Annotated in this window: 16 protein-coding genes and 1 tRNA gene; 5 read left to right on the top strand and 12 right to left on the bottom strand. The window is 50.8% G+C overall.

Annotated elements, in window-relative coordinates:
* Positions 1-1,020 carry an ArdC family protein gene (locus BP737_RS02715; RefSeq protein WP_342685885.1) on the top strand — a complete coding sequence of 340 codons (1,020 nt, stop codon included), beginning with the start codon at positions 1-3 and terminating at the stop codon, positions 1,018-1,020.
* Between the two features lie 32 nt (positions 1,021-1,052).
* Entirely contained in the window at positions 1,053-3,425 is a 2,373-nt protein-coding gene (locus BP737_RS02710) for a toll/interleukin-1 receptor domain-containing protein (protein ID WP_342685884.1), read from the top strand.
* A gap of 223 nt (positions 3,426-3,648) precedes the next feature.
* Here BP737_RS02710 and BP737_RS02705 read toward each other — a convergent pair whose 3' ends face one another.
* Positions 3,649-4,155: a hypothetical protein gene (locus BP737_RS02705; RefSeq protein ID WP_342685921.1), complete on the bottom strand. Its 507-nt coding sequence runs from the start codon at positions 4,153-4,155 to the stop codon at positions 3,649-3,651.
* A 180-nt stretch (positions 4,156-4,335) separates the two neighbouring features.
* Here BP737_RS02705 and BP737_RS02700 point away from each other — a divergent pair, with 180 nt between their 5' ends.
* Positions 4,336-4,581, top strand: a complete 246-nt coding sequence (locus tag BP737_RS02700) for a hypothetical protein (RefSeq protein WP_342685883.1) — start codon at positions 4,336-4,338, stop codon at positions 4,579-4,581.
* 301 nt (positions 4,582-4,882) lie between these two features.
* Here BP737_RS02700 and BP737_RS02695 read toward each other — a convergent pair whose 3' ends face one another.
* Positions 4,883-5,227 carry a DUF86 domain-containing protein gene (locus tag BP737_RS02695; RefSeq protein WP_342685881.1) on the bottom strand — a complete coding sequence of 115 codons (345 nt, stop codon included), beginning with the start codon at positions 5,225-5,227 and terminating at the stop codon, positions 4,883-4,885.
* Positions 5,211-5,513, bottom strand: coding sequence for a nucleotidyltransferase family protein (locus BP737_RS02690; RefSeq protein ID WP_342685880.1), 303 nt, complete (start codon positions 5,511-5,513; stop codon positions 5,211-5,213). The genes BP737_RS02695 and BP737_RS02690 overlap by 17 nt, the downstream gene beginning before the upstream one ends.
* Before the next feature lie 373 nt (positions 5,514-5,886).
* Between BP737_RS02690 and BP737_RS02685 the strand changes: the two genes are divergently transcribed.
* Complete coding sequence (locus BP737_RS02685) at positions 5,887-7,035, top strand: ORC1-type DNA replication protein (RefSeq protein ID WP_342685879.1); 1,149 nt, start codon at positions 5,887-5,889, stop codon at positions 7,033-7,035.
* 465 nt (positions 7,036-7,500) lie between these two features.
* Here the strand turns inward: BP737_RS02685 and BP737_RS02680 are convergent, their stop codons facing one another.
* From BP737_RS02680 to BP737_RS02650, 7 genes are all read right to left on the bottom strand, one after another.
* The gene (locus BP737_RS02680) at positions 7,501-8,472 is read right to left on the bottom strand and encodes a Kiwa anti-phage protein KwaB-like domain-containing protein (RefSeq protein WP_342685878.1); all 972 of its coding nucleotides are present in this window, start codon (positions 8,470-8,472) and stop codon (positions 7,501-7,503) included.
* Positions 8,473-8,474: 2 nt separating this feature from the next.
* On the bottom strand, positions 8,475-9,017 hold the full coding sequence (locus BP737_RS02675) for a hypothetical protein (protein WP_342685877.1): 543 nt from the start codon (positions 9,015-9,017) through the stop codon (positions 8,475-8,477).
* A 582-nt stretch (positions 9,018-9,599) separates the two neighbouring features.
* Entirely contained in the window at positions 9,600-10,490 is an 891-nt protein-coding gene (locus BP737_RS02670; RefSeq protein WP_342685876.1) for a Shedu anti-phage system protein SduA domain-containing protein, read from the bottom strand.
* Between the two features lie 76 nt (positions 10,491-10,566).
* Positions 10,567-11,736, bottom strand: coding sequence for a hypothetical protein (locus BP737_RS02665; protein ID WP_342685874.1), 1,170 nt, complete (start codon positions 11,734-11,736; stop codon positions 10,567-10,569).
* Between the two features lie 61 nt (positions 11,737-11,797).
* On the bottom strand, positions 11,798-13,243 hold the full coding sequence (locus BP737_RS02660) for a potassium channel family protein (RefSeq protein WP_342685873.1): 1,446 nt from the start codon (positions 13,241-13,243) through the stop codon (positions 11,798-11,800).
* Between the two features lie 562 nt (positions 13,244-13,805).
* Positions 13,806-15,089, bottom strand: a complete 1,284-nt coding sequence (locus BP737_RS02655) for a serine/threonine-protein kinase (protein WP_342685871.1) — start codon at positions 15,087-15,089, stop codon at positions 13,806-13,808.
* A gap of 268 nt (positions 15,090-15,357) precedes the next feature.
* Positions 15,358-17,322 carry a nuclease-related domain-containing DEAD/DEAH box helicase gene (locus tag BP737_RS02650; RefSeq protein ID WP_342685870.1) on the bottom strand — a complete coding sequence of 655 codons (1,965 nt, stop codon included), beginning with the start codon at positions 17,320-17,322 and terminating at the stop codon, positions 15,358-15,360.
* Positions 17,323-17,447: 125 nt separating this feature from the next.
* Here BP737_RS02650 and BP737_RS02645 point away from each other — a divergent pair, with 125 nt between their 5' ends.
* On the top strand, positions 17,448-17,795 hold the full coding sequence (locus BP737_RS02645) for a hypothetical protein (RefSeq protein ID WP_342685869.1): 348 nt from the start codon (positions 17,448-17,450) through the stop codon (positions 17,793-17,795).
* Between the two features lie 10 nt (positions 17,796-17,805).
* Here the strand turns inward: BP737_RS02645 and BP737_RS02640 are convergent.
* Positions 17,806-17,890 (bottom strand) — tRNA-Leu (locus tag BP737_RS02640).
* A gap of 432 nt (positions 17,891-18,322) precedes the next feature.
* The gene (locus BP737_RS02635) at positions 18,323-18,589 is read right to left on the bottom strand and encodes a DUF1922 domain-containing protein (RefSeq protein WP_292409015.1); all 267 of its coding nucleotides are present in this window, start codon (positions 18,587-18,589) and stop codon (positions 18,323-18,325) included.
* Between the last annotated feature and the right edge of the window lie 43 nt (positions 18,590-18,632).

The raw sequence follows: 18,632 nt of genomic DNA, 5'->3' as shown, positions 1-18,632 counted from the left end.
ATGGTATCGGTCTATGAGGTGGTCCGGGACCGGATCCTCTCCTCCCTCGAGGCCGGCACCGTTCCCTGGCGGCAGACCTGGCAGAGCCTCTCCCCGATGAATATCGTCACCCACAAACCCTACCGGGGGATCAACCGCCTCCTCCTCTCCGGCCACACCTGGTGGGGCACCTACAACCAGATCCGGCGTGCGGGCGGCCACGTCCGGCGCGGGGAGAAGGCGAGCGGGATGGTGGTCTTCTGGTCCTCCTACGACACGGAGAAGGTCACGAACGAGAACGGCGAGCAGGTGACGGTGGCGCTCCAGCGCGACCGGCCGCTGGTCCGGTACTACAAGGTCTTCAACCTCTCGCAGTGCGAGGGCATCGAGGTCGAGCAGGCGGGCGAGGTCCGGCCGGTCGCCACCTGCGAGGACCTCATCGCCCGCAACCGGCCCCGGGTCGGTCCGGGCGAGCCGGCTTACTATCCGGCCGGCGACCGGATTGCCATGCCGGCACCGGACCGGTTCGCCTCCCCGGAGGCCTACTACTCGGCCTTCTTCCACGAGTTGACCCACTGGACCGGGCACGCCTCCCGCCTCGCCCGGCCGGGGATCACTGAGCCGATCCGGTTCGGGTCCGAGCGGTACAGCAGGGAGGAGTTGACGGCGGAGATGGGCGCCGCGTTTCTTTGTGCCATGACCGGCACCGACATGCCGGTGGCCGAGAACCAGGCGGCCTACATCGCCGGGTGGCTCCGGCACATCCGCGACGGTTCGGCGGCCGACGTGATCCGGGCGGCCGCGGATGCGCAGCGGGCGGCGGACTTCCTCACCGGGGGTGGTGAGGAGGGCTCTTCTTTTTCGGGCGGTGCGGCCGGGCGAGCTTCTTTGCTCCCGGTGGTCGCTGCAGAACATCGCCCTGGTTCTTCCCGGTGCACGGGACCGCGGACGCCCTCACCCGCTCGCTTCCGCTTGCACCGTGGCGGTCGCTTCTGCCTGCCGCGCGCACCGCCGGCTCCGCCAGGCATGCTCGCTGGCTAAACATTTATCATTTCCCAAACTGACGATCCAGTGTGGCTGATTTCTTTATAAGTTACAATATAGTCGACAAATTGTGGGCTGAGTGGGTTGCGGGGGTCTTGGAAGAAAATAGTTATTCAGTTATTATCCAAGAATGGGATTTCCGACCCGGAAATGACTTTGTTGTTTGCATGGACAATGCATTAAAAGAAAACAGTGTTTTAATCTCAATTTTGTCTCCCGATTACCTTACATCTGCGTGTTGTCAGGCAGAGTGGGCTTCAAAGTTTTGTGAGGATCCTACAGGTACACAAAGGAAAATAATTCCAATAAAAGTTCGTGAAACCGCCATAGGCGGCCTTCTCCGGTCGAGAATACACATCGATTTAGTTGGTCTCGAAGAAGAACAAGCAAAAGAGAGGTTATTGCAAGGCGTTTCACAGGAGAGGGCAAAACCATCACACCCGCCTCCTTTCCCCGGTACAAAACCAACATCGAAAAGACCAAGATTCCCCGGAACACTTCCTGAGACTTGGAATGTTCCTTTCCTTCGCAACAATAATTTCACAGGCCGTATTGGGGTTTTTCAGGCAATTGAGGCCTCATTAGACTCGCAAATACCCTCGTCTCGCATTCACTCGATACACGGTTTAAGTGGGACTGGTAAAACGCAAGTACTCGTTGAATACGCATACAGATTCTCTGCTAAATATGATCTGGTGTGGTGGATAAAATCGGAATCCCCAGAAACAGTCCTCACTAATTACCTTGATCTCGCTGAAAAAATAGGTTTGGATATCTTTGATATAAAAGAGCCAAAAGAGAAAATAGGCGCTATTCGGAGATGGCTTGAAACAAATTGCAACTGGCTATTAATATTTGATAATGCTAAGAGGCCTGAGGATCTAATTGGCTTTCTTCCAAGGTCAGCGACAGGAGACGTTCTGATCTCTTCAACATATCCTCACTGGGGGGAGTTATGCAAAGACACACTGGTTTCTGCATTCAGTCGAGAGGAATCGCTGGAATTCATCTATAAGCGGACTACACAGGATTGCATAGATGAGGCTAATTTGTTAGCAGAGTCGTTGGGGGATCTGCCGTTGGCTCTTGCACAGGCGTGTGCCTACATTGAAGCAAAGGGACTCCAAATCTCTGAGTACAACGGTCGCTACAAAAAATATCACGTAACCCTCCTCGATAGGGGCATCCCTCGAGATTATCCCTTAAGTCTAGTAAAAACTCTAGAGATATCTTACCACGAAATTGAAAGTCAGTCCAAAGTCGCAACCGACTTATTATCACTCCTTTGTTTTTTTGCACCGAATGATATCGATCTAAGTATATTAAGTAAAGATCAGGAAGCGATTCAAGAGCCATTAAGGTCAGTGTTAGGCAATGAATTGCTTCTTGACGACACCCTCGAAATTTTATTGAATTACTCTCTCATCGAGCGGAACAGAGATTATATTTCCCTCCATAGATTAGTCCAATCAATTCTCCGCAATCGTCTGGAAGAGCCATTTAAAAGGCAGATGAGTGCTACCGCATTGAAAATATTGTGTGATAATTGTCTCTTCGACTTTAGTGATTTCAATAACTGGCCAAAAGTATTACCTCTTCTCCCACACGCACTCGTCACAATTGAAATCGCAGAATCTTTAACCCTCGATGGAGGGATGAGAGGCTTCCTGCTGAATCAATTGGGCATATACTTTACTTCGATCGGTGATTACGATGTTGCAGCAAAGACATTCAAGAGATCGTTAGAATCTTTTGAACCTGCTTTGGATCGGGAGCATCCGATTTATGCAAGAGTTTTAAATAACTATGTAATAACTTTACGGCACCTCGAAGATCCTTCTCAACTGAGTGCGTTTGTTGCTGAATTAGAAAAGTCGCTTGACATTCATATCAGAACTTTTGGTCCTCAAAGCCCCGAAGTAGCTCCAGCGCACACAGCACTCGGCGTAGTTTTAAAAGATATCGGTGGGAAAGAGAACCTAATAAAGGCCGAGAAGCATTTTATGTTTTCTTACATTACCAACCGAGATCATATAGAAGAAAACCCTTTACGGGCGTCTACCGATTTAAGTAACCTTGCCTCAATACGGCAGGAATTAGGAGGCTCAGATAATCTAATGAGGGCTCGCCTTCTTCTCGAAGAAGCCCTTAGTATTGATGAGAAGTATTTTGGTAGCAATCACCCTATCTACGCGATGCACTTAAACAATTACGCTCTACTCCTTCAGGACCTCGGCCGCACGCAAAGACAGCATTGGTTGTGTAAATTAGCTAACACAAAGTTACATGAGGCTTGTCGGATAATGCTGGAAAAATACGGTGATCAGCATCCGGAAACTAGGATTGTATTGGAAAATCTACGAAACTCCGATGCATTTCTTTCAAAACTGAACCAGAGTTAGAATTTCAACAGGGCGATCTTCCGCACTCACGCTGCTCGCTTCGGAACACCGCCCTGCTTTTCTGGTGTCCGAGACCTCGGACGCCCTCACATCATGACAGATGTTTCCACTTGCCACTCGCATCGCTGGCGCTTGGGCATATTCATGGCAGCGGATAGAGTTGAGAGAAATTTCTACAAAGGGCTCATTTTCCTGAAGGAAAGAGAGGTAAAGAACCTCTCTCTCACGCCAGTGCGGGCACGGCGTCCGCCCAGGTCTCGACTGCGGTCCGGATGGCGTCGTCCTGATAGGACGAGATCCGGACGGTCTTCCTGGTGAAGGTGACGTAGTAGTCGTCACCGGACGGGTCGTGGCACTTGAGCTGGCAGTAGTAGGTTTCGCCGGCAAAGTTGCGCTCGGCGTCCCCGCCCATCGCGGCCGCGAGGGTCGCGTTTGCGAGAGCCTCCGCGGCGTTCGCGTTGAAGGCGGTGATCGAGGGGGACTGCAGGGAGACGTTCCCGACGCGCTTCCCCTCGCCGTCGATGAAGTCCACCTTCGCGGTGTAGTGCTCGCGGTTCCGGACAACGGCCGCGACGGGCTGGCCGTCGGAGCCGGTATACCCGACGCACCCGAAGGGGTTGTCATCGATGATGGTCTCGATGAGGTTGTCGAACGACGTTACATCGGCGATCGGGACAGCGAGGTCCCGGACCGCCGTCTTGTTGACGGTCTTCTGCACGAAGTCTGCCATGTTGGTACTTCCTGCCTGCATGCTCCCGGGAATATGACAGACAAGCATAGGATATGCCTTCCAGTAATATTAGCCTGACTTTATCTTAGACCGCAGATTTGGCCGGGATTCCTGTGTATATCCTTTACGGTCAGCCTTTTGGGGTCCGATGGCACATAGTCCTCGGGGAGGGTTACCAGGATGACCGGGGAAAAGACCACCAGGGAGCTCGTTTACGAGACGAACCGGGACGTAAAGTGGATCTGCCGGACGCTCCAGAGAATGGAGGCGCAGGACGAGGAGTTCGAGGCCCGGATCCGGGCGCTGGAAGGGTGGCGAGCCGAAAAAGTGGGCGAGGAGCGCCGGCTCTCGACGGTGAGCGCCGGCGCCGGCGGGGTCGTCGGAGGGGTGGTGGCGGTGCTGGTGCGGGTGCTCGGCGGGGGGTGAGAACCGGCGCATCTAGCAGAGATCCTCCGCCGATCCGATGCCTTCGGAGAACTCCTCTACGCTCAGTACGGTACCAAAGGATGCGGTGAAGATACGCGAGGTCCTCCGGCGTCATAGTGGTCTCCCGTACCTTCCTGGTTAATGTGCGTCCTGCCATTACGCCCGCCCGTATCTATGCTGAGTGGTATGACGCTCACCTCGTATCAGTCTTTTAAGGGGCGGGAAGGTTCTCCGGCACGAATAGGCGAGCTCAAACGACAGAATAAGCGCGTTTGAGCCCCGAACCACAGTAGAGGGGTGATCAGGCAGCCTCGTCATCAAGCATCTGCCTGACTGCAACCTGGAGTTCCGGGATCTTGTTCTTGACGACGTCCCACACGATCTCGTTATGGATCCCGAAGTATGCGTGAATGAGGATGTCGCGCATCCCTGCAATCTTTCTCCAGGAGATATCGGCATGTTTGCATTTCAGCGGTTCGGGGATGAGTTTCACGGCCTCGCCGATGACCATGAGGTTCCGGATCACTCCGTCCTGCACCAGGTCGTTTGCCAGGAACTCCTCGTAGTCCATTCCCCGGGTATACCGCTCAATTCTCCCGATAGCCTCGAGGATATCCCGGAGATAGAGGTTATACTCCCGGGACATATCGAACACTCCGGAGGATGTGCGGTGCGAGAGCCGGCTTTATGGCATCGCGGTCGACGAGGTCGACTTTCCTCCCGAAGAGATCTTCGAGGAAGAACTTGAGGTCCATGTACGTGTCAAAAGAACGGCCCCCTTTCTCGAACTCGATAAGGATATCGATATCGCTCTCTTCGCGCTCTTCGCCCCGGGCAAACGATCCGAAGACCCCGATCCGCCTGACGCCAAGGCTCCTGATCCGTTCCCGGTGTTCTGCCAGCGTGCCGAGGATGCCATCAGCCGTAAGCATGCCTATCATACTCCTGTTACCCGCCCGTCAGGATAACGCTTTTCCCCCGGGTTGCCGGCCGCAGGGTGGTGGCGGCGAGCATTTACCACCCCGGCAACGCTGTTTCTTCCGGTATACCCCCCATGGCTCACTGTTGAGCAGGTAACAATCTGTCTGCGGGACGGTTGCACCGGCGGGGTCGTTGGCGGGGTGGTGGCAGTGCTGGTGAAGGTGCTCGGTGGATGATCGGCCACACCGGATTTTTCGGCCATAGTGCCCTCTATCGGACAAAGCAACGGTGATAAGAGCGTAAACTCCTCCCGGCACAACTCCTTTTTCACTTTCACCATGCGCACGGCTCCCGCTTAAATAACCACCCCCCGACGATCCCTGTATGAGAACGCGACTCCTCATGTCCGACCAGACACTCTTCCGGAGCATCGATGTCTTCGAGATCGATTACGCTCCAGAGTTCTTCAACTACCGCGAAAGCCAGCTCAACGACCTTGCCTACCAGATCCGCCCCGCATTCGAAGGCGGGCGGGCACTGAACGCCATCTGCAGGGGTCTGCCCGGGACCGGGAAGACGACCAGCGTGCTCCGGATATTTTCCGAGCTCGAGCAGACCACCAAAAAGATCGTGCCGGTCTACGTGAACTGCCAGAACGACCGGACGAAGTACATGGTCTTCTCCCGGGTCTATGCCGCGGTCTTCGGCCATGCTCCGGCGCGGACCGGGGTCTCGATCCGGTCAGTGATGGACGCGATCGGCGGCGCCCTGCAGCGGCAGGAGAAGAGCCTGATCGTCTGCCTGGACGACGCGAACCTGCTCCACTACAACAACCTGCTCGGGGATGTCGTCAACTCCCTGCTCCGGCTGCACCAGGACTACCCCGGCGCCCGGGCCGCGGTCTTTGCGACGGTCAGCGACATGAACCTCGACCTTGCTGCCGACCTGAGCAAATGGGTCATTTCGCCGTTCCGCCCCTCCGACATCTACTTCCCGCCCTACGACGCCGACGAGATCCGGGGCATCCTCCAGGACCGGATCCGGATCGGCCTCTACCCCGGCGTCTTCCCGGCGCCGATGCTGGACCGCATCGTCGAGCAGACGATGGAGTCGGGCGACGTGCGGGTGGGGCTGGACCTGGTGAAGCGGGCGGTGCTGAACGCGGAGTGCGCCGCCCGCACCGAGGTCGTCGAGGAGGATATCACGAAGGCCTACGAGCAGGCGAAGCACATCCACCTCGCCTGCACGATCCGGGCGCTCTCGACGGACGAGCGGCTGCTGCTCCGGAGGATCGCGGAGATGTCGCAGGAACAATCAGGCCCGCTGGTCTCCGGCACGATCTACGGCCGGGTAGAGGAGACGCCGAAGGTCGGCTACACGGTCTTCTCCCGGCAACTGCGAAAGCTTGACTCGCTGCGACTGGTCGACCTGATCCGGGTGCAGGCCGGCGGGAGGACGAGCGAGGTTGCGTTGCGCTATGAGCCGGAGAAGGTGGTGCAGATCTGCGGGAAGCGGGGTATCGGCGGGGAGTGAGGGGCCGGCATCTGTTCACGATGCTAAAGATCCATCTTTTTTGGGATATGGAGACTGCCGGCGGGGACCTCGACCGGCAGACCACACTCCCTCGCGGTCGTGGCGTCTGCCTGATCTCTTCTTCCGGTATGGGCTCTCTGACGGCCGCGACCGGCTCGGAACTCGCCGGCCGCCGCCTGCAGGGGTGCGCGCTCCGCACCGTGCTATCGCACCGTGCTCCGCGCGGGAGGCGGTGGCCCTGCGGGGCCACCCCCTCTATTACGAGTTTTTCAGATGGGTCGATCAGTTGTTTCTCCCCATCCACGGCCTATCGCCCTGCACTGCCCGCCCCTGAGGGGCGGAACGACGTTCCGTAGGAACGGAGTTTGAGCACCGTCAGGTGCGAGTGAGGAGGCGCGGAGCGCCGGGCGGTGGGGGTCGTTTTAGCGTACCTAAATGTGTGGATTAAAACCGTAGGAAAAAGATTCAACGATTCAATAGTTTCAACTTTGAACGGGCTTCGTAGTTCTCTCCAGTCAAGCCTGAAGTTAGGTAATCGTCATCTAATAGGCGTAGTACTATCCACATATTGCTTTGACAGAAAGCGACGCTGCCATCCGCATCCATCTGGAGTTCGACATTGTATCGATGAAGCTGCTCTGATATTCTCTCGCGTGAATATATGCTTGGGTCGAAAGACCGATATGCAAGGATTCTCGCGAGCTTACGAATCATCAGACCGTGCTGCGAACAGTATTCGACCACACCTTGTAAATTGCAGATGAATTCGATGCCATCAAGTTTGGATTGATGCACGGATATCGCATGCATGTAATGCTCTTTGTAGTCGAAGAAAGCCTCAAAGTTCGGTCTGTTGAAAATGAAGACCTGATTCGATGTAGGAGACAATACTTCAGCAGTAACATCGGGTTGTAAGAAAGCTGCATCGTATGAGCCTTCAATAGTCAGGATATTTGCATTAACCTCTGAAAATGATCCGTCCCTCACCATTGCAAGAATTCGTCCTTTATGCAGTAATTTCGTAGGAGTACTCTTTTTGACTAAATATAGCGTGTTCCCCTGATTTTCGATTTTGACAATATAACCCAGCACAGAGCTGTAATTGTCATCCGAAATGGTATCCAGATCACTCTGCGCCAGTTGAAGTAAAAGATCTGTGAGATAGGGAACGTCTGCGGCGCTAATGAAATCAATAGTATATCTATCGGACGCGGAGAGAATGCCGTGCTCAATGAATTCAGGCTCTCGAGAAAGTATTGCATATATCTGGCTCTTCGCAGATTGGAAGAGTTCATCTCCGATTCCGTCCGAAATGGTCGTAGAATATGGGGAATAGCAATATCGTTGAGGGCCATTTGACTTCTCTCGGATAATAAAAAATAAGGTAATATTCGGCTCACGAACATGATTTAGAAAAGAAAAGATGTCGTTAAGCAACCTCATTCCTCCAGATATGTTGCCTTATCAACTTTATGCAACGACAGGGTCATGTTACGAGGTACTTTTTTCCTTCTGGTAATAAGCGTGATCATTTGAGTAGAGGTCTCTTCTCCCATAGAGGGTTTGTAAACCTCCAGCTCATAGATGTTGTAAGAAAAAAACAGAAGAAGCGGGTTAACGTATAACAAGTCCGAGTTTACGTAAACCATGAACACTATAACCAGGAGAACGACTAGTGCGGCCCAATCTTGCCATATGTTGACATTTAATGGGAGAAACCCGATGATGTACGGCAAGAGGTATGTTAATGACTCTTTCATCTTATTTGTCGCGGCAGTTACTCGGTATTCCTCTTTTGTTGTCTGCCTGGCAATGCGAACTATGAGCCACCACCAAATTAAGCTGTAGACAGAAATCACAACAAAAAGTACGAAGGTCGGAAGGTTGAACCAGTTTTTAATGGTCAAAATAAAGAACAGAGGGAGGTAAGCACTTAGAAAAAGACCAACTTTCACCCAGAGTCTCATTGTGGTTCTCTCCATCGCGAACTTATCCTTCCAGTTACGCCTGATCTATCTTCTGCGTTATAATCTGATAGTTCTTGCTTAACTCACCCGCACACCCCCTGCACTTTCTCCAACTCGTATCACAGCACGATCTTGTTCGTCCCGCCGCTGGCCTGCACCCGGATCAGGTCGACCAGCCGCAGGACGTCGAGTTTTTGCAATCACTTGAAGAACACCGTGTAACCGATTCTCAGGCCCTCCCTCACCGTCGCGTAGACCGCACCGAAGGTCAACGGCTCAATCTGCTCCCGTGACAACTCTGCGATCCGCCGGAGCAACTGCCACCCCTGTTGAGAGCGCCCGGACATGCTCGCGGCTGTTGGTCGGGTTTGCGGACCCCCGTCCTGTTCTATCGGCAAGAGGGTCCCCAACTACGGGCTATCGCCACGGACTGCCCCCCCTCTTGGGAGGGGAGCGGAGCGACCGAAGGGAGCAAGCGGAGGTGGGATGCGCTGGAGTAAGGTACTTCTAAACGTTGCTCTAGAAACGATCATTTTTCTTGAAAGTGGTGATTATGAGTATCTCCACTCCGCCTTAAATATTAGAGTGAACTCTTGATTATTCTGCATCGGCAGAAGATATTATACCACGATCTGAGGTTTTCGACCACTCATTCCAATAAGGAAGTCGACTCTTTAAGAAGGTTTTTCGAGTTTGTGATATATGTTTATTTGAGTCAATCGCAAATTCGAGTCCAGTTAACTGTGAACGCTCTTTGGCTAAACTGGGAGACCATTTAACCGTAGCGGGAACCGATATAGTCTCGAATATCACTTTACCATCCGATTTCCTAACATTCATACAAACTAATTGATCTGCATTACGATCTGGAGCCAACCGATCATAGGTCATAATTTTCACATCGGGTGGTAGCAGAAGATGACTTCGCAGTTTAGTGAAGTAGGGAGATCTATTTGCCTCCTCTCGGCGCCCATATACTAGGAGGTAGGACGGCTTGAAATCTCTACCATCTAACATTGCATAATTTAATCCATAGAAGGCCTTGAATGCCTCTACATTATGAGGCTCATTAAACCACACTTTCCACTGACTAATCTGGTTTAGTGCCTGTGTTAGTGTTGCTGTTGGCTGGCCGGATTTAGTAAACCACGATTTACCCGGTTCTTCAATTTCGATAAGTACCGGTTCCACCACTTCGCTGTTGAGTGCCAACCACATAAAATCCGGTACGTGATAATTGTATGACGGGAGTATGGGTTGAGAAATAAGCCCACAAAGCCATGGATAATGTCCACTCCGATTTCCCATTAGGTTGAAGGCACCAGGCACCATTGCGGGATACTCTTCAAGAAACCGTTGAACTTCTTTCTCGGTAGGTCCGGGGTTGCGATTCAACAACTCATCCCACCCAGATACCATCATTTGCTGGTATATCTCCCAATCCATTGCTGGCTCCGGTGGTGTTTCGATTTGATAAGTACGTTTCAAACACATCATCTCTCTTGCCGCGTATTGATCGAAATTGTGTAACTTTAGCAATGAAACTCGAGGCTGTTCCACTGTATCACGTAATTCGTGAAAGGTGTATGTATTCCTCAAAAAGATCATCGATCGTCCCCTCAAGGCCGTCTGCCCAGATCCCGATACGACGAAGTTCATCAGCAACCTCATCCAATTCTGCATACACTGATTCGGGAATGTCGTCCTCCACTTGGGTTGATTGCCATTTATCGGCATTATTCTTCCCAGAGGCAATTAACTGCTCATATTTACCACAGGCATCTTCAACGCGCCCGGGTATCAAACCAGGATCATACGTGAATAACTGGAGCCAGTTTGACCTGATTTTAGTATTTTCATACGCAGAGCCAAGTAACTCTTTCAGCTCCCGCGGTAAACTGGTGAATGCGGACAGTAGCGAGTTTAACCCGTACGTATAGATGAAGTCAAGGCACCAGACCATTAAATTCTGTGCTTTAATATCGCTAAGATCTCCAAACCTGCTCGAATCTTCGAACATGAGTTGAGACATGCTGAGGCATCTGTTGACGGTAACGGCTCTATCTTTCATATCCCAGAGCGTCCTCATAAGTTCTTGTGATGGTGGTCGGCTCGGGGTACTGGGAGGTGGATTATCGATTACCTCAACTATACTTTTCATAATCTGGAATATTGCCAGTTTAGTAGGTGAATTGTCTGCCTTGAGTTTAAGGGTGAGGTCAGATTCATTCAGTCTTTCTTCAAGAATCTTCTCATCCCAAAATTCCACTTTTGAAGCGAATGTTTCTCGTTGGTCCCTGAAACTCTGAGCTGCCCCATTAACGTATATATACATGCGCTCGTGTGCATCTCCTTGAGATAACTCTAAGACCTGTCCTAAATCGCCCTTCTTCGGTTTCTTTTTTACAGCGACGATGATTTGTTTGCCGTCTGAATCTCGCCTGCATTCGAGATCTATGCCTTTTTCGTTAGCAGGATCCTCTCTGTGACGCCAGATAACGCTAAAGCCAAGGATCTCAAAATGCAGTTTGAGGATCGCTTGGATTTCTACTTCGGAGAATGATGGCCACGGTATTCCCTTTGAAATTGGTTTGCCGAGGGCCATGCTCAATTTATCAAATTGTTCATCCCGTTCTTGAATGTCCCTCTTGGCACCCCTGAAAATGTTGTTCGTTATATCAAAGAGTGACGTATCGGAAGATTCCCTTGGCTTTGTTCTTTTGCCCTTTTCCATGATGAGAAGGATGTTTCTTAGATTTAAATGGATTTTGATAAAACAATTGCTTGTTATTCTCCTACCGCATGTACTTCCTTGCAAAGATCGTGATGAAGGCAGCCCACATAAATGTTCCAAAGAAAGCTTCGATCAGTGCTAACCATTGCCATCCGGGAAGAATTTTGTAGCCGCCGAATCCTGGAGTCATTGCGGTAGTCGTGCTGAAGTATACGTACTCAATAAATGTTGATCCAGGATCAAGTGTTTGAAAGTTGTGGTATATCAGCGCAAATGTGAGAATGACTGCAAACCAAATACAAAAGGTTCGAAGAGGCTTTATACCATATCCAAATATCAGTTGAACAAGGATATACTCTGGCCACCTAAAAACTTCCAGTTTTTGCCGTCGTTTCGCCTCCATCTCGCGGTAGAAATAGTTGTCAGCTTCAATAGTATCTCCTAAGTTCTCGTAAACTTTTTTTGCATATCTACAGGCTTCTTCTTGTGCTTTTGGATGTTTAAACGTTGTATTTTTAAACGAAACACAATTGCAATCTCGTAAGGAATCAATGAGTTCTTGATTATTAATTGTCGCTTCATCAAAATTCCAATGACTCTTGATACTGCGATTATTCCGAATCCATATATGATTGATTACAGATTTTTTGAAATTTAAAGGACCAGATACCGAAGAATTTGTGATATTAACAGAACCTGAAAAACTCTTAAAAGAACAATTTCCATCAACTTTAGAGTTGTTAATCTTGAGGTGTTCAATTACCGCATTATCAAAGTTCAAACCCCACATATTTGCGATGTTTAAAAACTGTACATTTTGAGTGACCCTTACTGTATCAAAATGAACTTGACCGCGAAAATTAGAATTAGTAATCTTTACTTCTTTATAGTGGGCATTTCGACAATCAAACATTGCTCCTACCAACATTTTGTCTACAACAAACTTTTCAGCACTCAATGATCCGAAATCAATAATTCCAGCGACTTTCGTGTTCCAAACTATAATATCGCCGCTAATATTAGCATTACTAAATAGAACAGATCCGCCAATATTATCCTGGCATTGGCTATCCCGATCGTTGTTTACAGGATCGAATTCGCCACCAAAAAAGATGGTTCCCGCGATTTCTGCATCCCTGAAACAGATATCTTTGCCAATTTCTATGCCCCCAAAAAAAACATCGCCGCCAATTTCCGCCCCATCAAAAATGAGTTCTTTCCCAATTTTTGCGCCGTGAAATATTGCATCCCTACTGATTTTCACGCCTCGAGAAATGATGTTCTCTTTAATTTCTGCTTTACTGAAATCGAGTTTTCCACTGAGTTGAGCATTAGTGAAATTAACGTGTCCAACTGCGTGAATTGGTATCTCAAAGGAGTCTAATATCGCACCCTCGAAATTTAAATTACCTTTGTCCACTTTTTCCCGTGCTTTGTCCTCCTTCTGTTTCAGCAATTGCTGGTAACGCTCGATTTCAGTATTCTCGGGAAATGGGGTGTGTAGCACACAAAATGGGGATCCTAATATCGCAGGTTCTTGGCATTTCTCACCGTTTTGAAAAGTATATTCACACAAAAAGCGTCACTTCCTGCTCCCACCTATTTTGACAACTGTAAGTTCCGCGATCAGACACTTGTCGCCGGTATGAATCTCTCAATGATTACCAATAAGAAGTATAACCTGAATAAACGTTTTGTATTTTATTTAGCAACGAATCTCCAGCGCTCCGGATTATTAGTCATTATGGCTGAAATAGGGGGTTTTGGTGCTTTTGTCTCAGGGAGGGGACGCCCGTGTGTCCTAAAGGCTAAACTGTGCGGTGTTCCCGTACATGCTTATTCAGCATAAATGGCTCTCCGCTCCTCGCCTCTGATTCCACCGTTGTTGCTGCTGGAGGCACAGATATTCTCAAACTTCCGTTCAACCACCCCACCTCAAGGTTTTAGATTCGCGAATGTGCGTTATATGCATGATTGTAGATTAGAATATGCTGACACGTCGGTAACGAGCAGAGCATTGGGTAAATACCGGTGACGGAATAGAGTAAATCCTAGTTCATAGCTATGAACTATTCATCATGCAATTCACGTATCATTTTAGGAATCCGAGGTTTGTCTAGGTAGTATTGGCACCATTCAGCCACGTTAGGTCGCGATTGTAAGAAAGTTCTCACCTTAATGATCAAGTATTCATCGTCTAGACCACTCACGATATCAGCGAATACATCGCCGACATACCAGCGACTATGATTGGCTCCTAATATTGGGAGCCGCTCAAGGATTATCTCTTTGATATAGAGAGATACATCCATATAGAAGACTTTGTGGTAAAATGACGCGACAACGTCACAATAACTATACTCAAGTGAACAATCGATTGAGTCATCATACGCCTTAAAAAGAGTCGCAAACATTTCCGGATAGTTTTGAATAAATTCTTTCAATATTGGATCAGGTAACTTCGGAAATATTCTCACCAACAATTCATCATCTTTGATGTTTTCCAGTAGTGCATATATGATCGACTTCACGGATTCCTTGCTGTAATCCCCAGAGTCCGACAACTGACGGAGCAAAGACTCAATTTCATCGATAGTTTTTGGAGATAGTGCTCCCTCTTGAAAAATCTTGAGATCCCGAACAAAGTCCTCAACACTCTGATATCGATCCTCTATTTTAGTCTTGCATGCTTTCTGAACTATAAACCTATATTTCGGAGGTAATTTTGCTACATCTTTATCGATAAAGTAAGGCTCTCCAGCCAATACCTCATACAAGAGAGCGCCCAGAGAGTATATATCTGATAAATGATTGACATTTTTGGCATCCTTATACTGCTCGGGGGACATATAGCCTGAGGTCCCCATTCCCATATTTGTAAGTGTAATCGATGAAGTGTCACGCTGCAAAAATCTCCCCAATCCAAAATCTCCTACAGCTGCGAAAACTCCATCACTTTCGCTATCAAAGATTAGTACGTTTTCAGGCTTAAGATCGCGATGAATGACACCTTGACTATGTGCATGTCTCAGCGCATCTGCAATCTGGCTTATTACCCAGAGACAGCTCTCCCCATGATGGTGGTGGAGATATTCTCGTAGGCTGCACTTTGCCAAAGGCATGGTAAAATAATAGGGCTCATAAACAATATTGGAATCCAAAATAGAGACAATGTTTTTGTGACTCAATGTGGACTGCAGACGAACTTCACGCTGGAATCTTGCTATCTCCTCTGATTCCGAGCCCGGTTTTAGGAATTTAATGGCACAGATGTTCCCGGAGTCATCACTTGCCTCAAAAACTTCCCCAAAGCCTCCGCCTCCAATCCGCCTCAATTTTTTGTAGACCTTCATTCAGCACCACATTGTCTGCTACAGCCTGCAGTAAAAAAAGTAATTTTAAGAGATTCAATCATTACTGTAAAATTCTTTGATTTCTAGAGCCGATATTACTATCCCCATCTCTGGTTAGCGTTTTGCCAAGATATAAACCTTGATATTTGCCATCCACTTTAGTGTGCCTGACTTCCTAGATCTCCCTTGTGCTGAAATCTCTCAGCCATCACGGTGCTAAAATTAACGATCACATTTACCCTCTAACTCTTGCCCTGTTCCCATACGATTAATAGACCACAACTTCTTCTGAAGCCAGCATCTTGTTGACGTACTCATTCTCCAATGAATGCGTGATGATCAAGACATCCTCGGCCCGCGTAAGTGCAACATAGAACCGGCTGTTCTCAAGCGGCAGGTCACCCGGCCTGACCGGCACGAACGCATCCGGCCAGAGCAGGATCACCACCCGGTACTGCAGCCCCTTTGCAGAGTCAACCGTCTGGATCTTGACACCCTCGTCCATCACCTTCGCCCGCGACGAAGAATCCTCGTTGATCCAGACGATGGGGGCATACGGGCGGATGCCTTCGATGAGATCGCCGAGCAGCTCTTTGTCCTCTGCCGACGCCTTCCGGTAGAGAATCCCGATCTCTTCGGGGTGCACGTCTTCAAGAGCGCTGCCGTCCGGCAGCCTGCCGGCAAGAAGGCCTTTCACGATCTCAAGTGCCTTCCGGCACTCATCGCCATGATCCGTGCACTGCACAAGGAACGGCTTCGGACCGCTCCGCTGCGCCTGATAGGGATCGACCGGGATGATCCCGAACGAGTCCTCGTTAAATTGTGTATCCTGCGAGGCGAAGTGTGATGCGAGCTTCAGGATCTCGCGGGTGTTCCGGTAGTTCCGATCCAGGTCCAGGGCGCGATGAATGGTTCTGCCCTGCGCTTTGATCCCTACGGACTTCCAGCTGACCGTCCCGACCGGCCGGATCCCCTGGTTGCCGTCGCATACGATCAGCAGGTCGCCGTCATAGGGGTCCTTCATCGCGAGAAGGATGCACGAGAACCAGGTCGGATGGAAGTCCTGAGCTTCATCGACCAGGACCGCATCATATGCCCGAAAGTCGCCGACGCGGCTCGAGAGTTGCGCGTGCAGGCGGTTGCCAAGGTGCTCGTCTTCCTCGACATGGCCGGTGATCGGGTCGCACCTGTACCGGATAACATCGTTCTGCTTTGCCCATCCGTCGAAGTGAGTGACGGTTATCCGTGGGTAATCGGCGAGGATATGTTTCAGATAAGCTCCAAGGGAGACGTTGTAGCAGAGCAACAGGATCTTTGCCTCGGGGTCGCGGTCGTGAAGCCAGCGTGCCCGTGCGACCAGGACGACCGTCTTGCCAGACCCGGCTACGCCACAGGCGATCCGGTGCCCGTCGCCGATCTTCCTGGCGGTGTTCTCCTGCCGCCTGTCCAGCACCTTCAGCGATGTTACCTTCGGTTCGTGGACTCCCCGGGCATAGGAGAAGACATACTCCTTCGCTGGCTCCTGGACTATGTCACTCTTTGCGGGGGCTGACTGCACCGGGTCCTGCGCCGGCGGCGTGTCGGAGGAGATGTAACTCAGGATGATCTCCGGATGGATGATAGCGCGGAGCACGTCGATCTGCTTCCGGGAGAGGGGTTCGATCCGCCAGAATGGGTCGAAGTACGATCTCAGTTTGTCGGCAATCTCCTGCGGCGACGCACTCTCAAGGCTCATGAGCACATCCCGCGTCAGGGTGTTTTCAGGCCGAAATACACCCGATAGGTCGTGCCCTTTATAATTCCGGAGTTGGTCCTGGGAGATATTCGAGAGCACGACGAAATGGCCGAACGGGAAGACAAATCGGTTCTTGTGCGGTCCGTCCTTGTGCAGGAGGTGTGAGAAGCTCGGGTTCTTCTCGCACGCTTTCACGAGCCGCCACTGGTAATTCCGTGCCTGCGTGAGCGGGTGTATCTCGGCCTTTGGGCGTCCGTCGTAGAGCGTAACGACTTCGCTGTCGCTTACCTTCTGGATGTCGTCGAGGTACCATCCTTTCACTTCGATGACGATGACACCCTGGTCCGGCGCGATCACGATGAAGTCTGGCCGCCGGTTGTCGATATTGGGTTCGTAGTAAACGAGGTAATCGTCAGGCAATTTCTTTAGAATACTGAATGTACGCTCCTCCCCTTTACTCGCCCTCGCTGGAAGGCGATCGGGGATAAATTCGGCCATGTTTTGAAGTTTTGCGTGGCGTGAGGAAAGTCTTTTGATTTTAAGGCGATAAAATGCGTTTTTTACAAAAAATCAGGTAAAGTACTCCTCCTCATTTTAATGTATGCGAGTGCTCATGACGGACTATGACTCAGGTCTGCCCGGACTGCAAAGAGAAATGGCCTGACACTTCGAACTACTGCGGGATGTGTCGGGCGAAGCTTCCGAATGCTGCCCCTTGGCTCACCGATTACAAAAAAGCCCGGAGATTTTTCAAGCATCTCACAGAGGAGGAGTTTTCAGAGTTCTTTCGAGCATGTTTTGCCAATCCAAAATTTAAAGACCGGCTGCTCGCACGGATTATCGAGCGCGCGGTCAATGAGAATGCACCGGGTGCCCCCGATAAGGCGTACTTCAGGGATGAGATCTTCCGCATCCTGGCAGAAGAGCTGCTAAAGGAGTACGAGAAAGGCACCGGCTACCCAGGAAGATAGATGAATAGTATGCGAGGGAAGGGATTCGAACCCTTGAACTCCTTCGAGAACGGACCCTAAATCCGTCGCCTTTGACCTGGCTCGGCAACCCTCGCGCGTGGGTGGGATGTAAGTCAGATATAGGAACCTTTTTTAGTATAAGACCCTAAATCCAGCGCCTTTGACCTGGCTCGGCAACCCCCGCGTGGATATATATCGGTGCCGGGAGAATTATACTTGCTCCTTGGAGGCCGCACCCCGCACACCGGAAGAGGCGGGGCGGTTCTGGCGGGCCAGTTCTGCACGGGAGGCGAACATTTTTCCGGTTTACCTGGGATCCGGCAAACAGAGGGAAAGGAAATCTTTTTGCGAAGGACTGCACATACCTGAACTGATGGTCAGGCACGAGTGTGGGTTTGAGGCCCCGATCTATTGTAAACGGTGCGGGAGACCCCTATCCTGCGACGAACGTACGGGTGGTCTGTTCTGTCCGCATTGCGGAAGGCGAGTGAGCCTCCTCTGTCCCGGTTGCGGGCGTCTCTGGTAAGTCAGACCCGATTTTTCACCCACTCGGCATACCGGGCCCGTAACCTTTGAAGGTCCTGTTCGGTGAGGTCTTCTTTTCCGGTCCGGTGAAGGTACGACTCCAGTTGTTCCACCACCTGTTCTGCGTCCAGGAAGTCGTCGGTCTCCAGGTAGACCGGCGCACGTCCGACGTTGATCGCCTCCCCGCACATCGGACAGAGCCTCCAGCGCTGATAGCGGTCCACATAGGTGAAGGTCTTGCAGCCCGGGCAGCGGATGACGAGATACATACCTACTGGGAGTAGGCGGTCGGCCGGATAAATAGTTATCTAT

Origin of the sequence: Methanoculleus sp. UBA291 (genome assembly GCF_002499755.1) — an archaeon.
Taxonomy (GTDB): Archaea; Halobacteriota; Methanomicrobia; order Methanomicrobiales; family Methanoculleaceae; genus Methanoculleus; species Methanoculleus palmolei.
The sequence above is the reverse complement of the archived record's forward strand: the minus strand, read 5'-3'. Positions and strand labels throughout refer to the sequence as shown.

Bases quoted from the DNA above. Each gene is read 5' to 3' on its own strand.
- BP737_RS02715 (WP_342685885.1), top strand. From the start codon at position 1: ATGGTATCGGTCTATGAGGTGGTCCGGGACCGGATCCTCTCCTCCCTC.
- BP737_RS02705 (WP_342685921.1), bottom strand. From the start codon at position 4,155: ATGGCAGACTTCGTGCAGAAGACCGTCAACAAGACGGCGGTCCGGGAC.
- BP737_RS02700 (WP_342685883.1), top strand. From the start codon at position 4,336: ATGACCGGGGAAAAGACCACCAGGGAGCTCGTTTACGAGACGAACCGG.
- BP737_RS02695 (WP_342685881.1), bottom strand. From the start codon at position 5,227: ATGTCCCGGGAGTATAACCTCTATCTCCGGGATATCCTCGAGGCTATC.
- BP737_RS02690 (WP_342685880.1), bottom strand. From the start codon at position 5,513: ATGCTTACGGCTGATGGCATCCTCGGCACGCTGGCAGAACACCGGGAA.
- BP737_RS02685 (WP_342685879.1), top strand. From the start codon at position 5,887: ATGAGAACGCGACTCCTCATGTCCGACCAGACACTCTTCCGGAGCATC.
- BP737_RS02675 (WP_342685877.1), bottom strand. From the start codon at position 9,017: ATGGAGAGAACCACAATGAGACTCTGGGTGAAAGTTGGTCTTTTTCTA.
- BP737_RS02665 (WP_342685874.1), bottom strand. From the start codon at position 11,736: ATGGAAAAGGGCAAAAGAACAAAGCCAAGGGAATCTTCCGATACGTCA.
- BP737_RS02655 (WP_342685871.1), bottom strand. From the start codon at position 15,089: ATGAAGGTCTACAAAAAATTGAGGCGGATTGGAGGCGGAGGCTTTGGG.
- BP737_RS02650 (WP_342685870.1), bottom strand. From the start codon at position 17,322: ATGGCCGAATTTATCCCCGATCGCCTTCCAGCGAGGGCGAGTAAAGGG.
- BP737_RS02645 (WP_342685869.1), top strand. From the start codon at position 17,448: ATGACTCAGGTCTGCCCGGACTGCAAAGAGAAATGGCCTGACACTTCG.
- BP737_RS02635 (WP_292409015.1), bottom strand. From the start codon at position 18,589: ATGTATCTCGTCATCCGCTGCCCGGGCTGCAAGACCTTCACCTATGTG.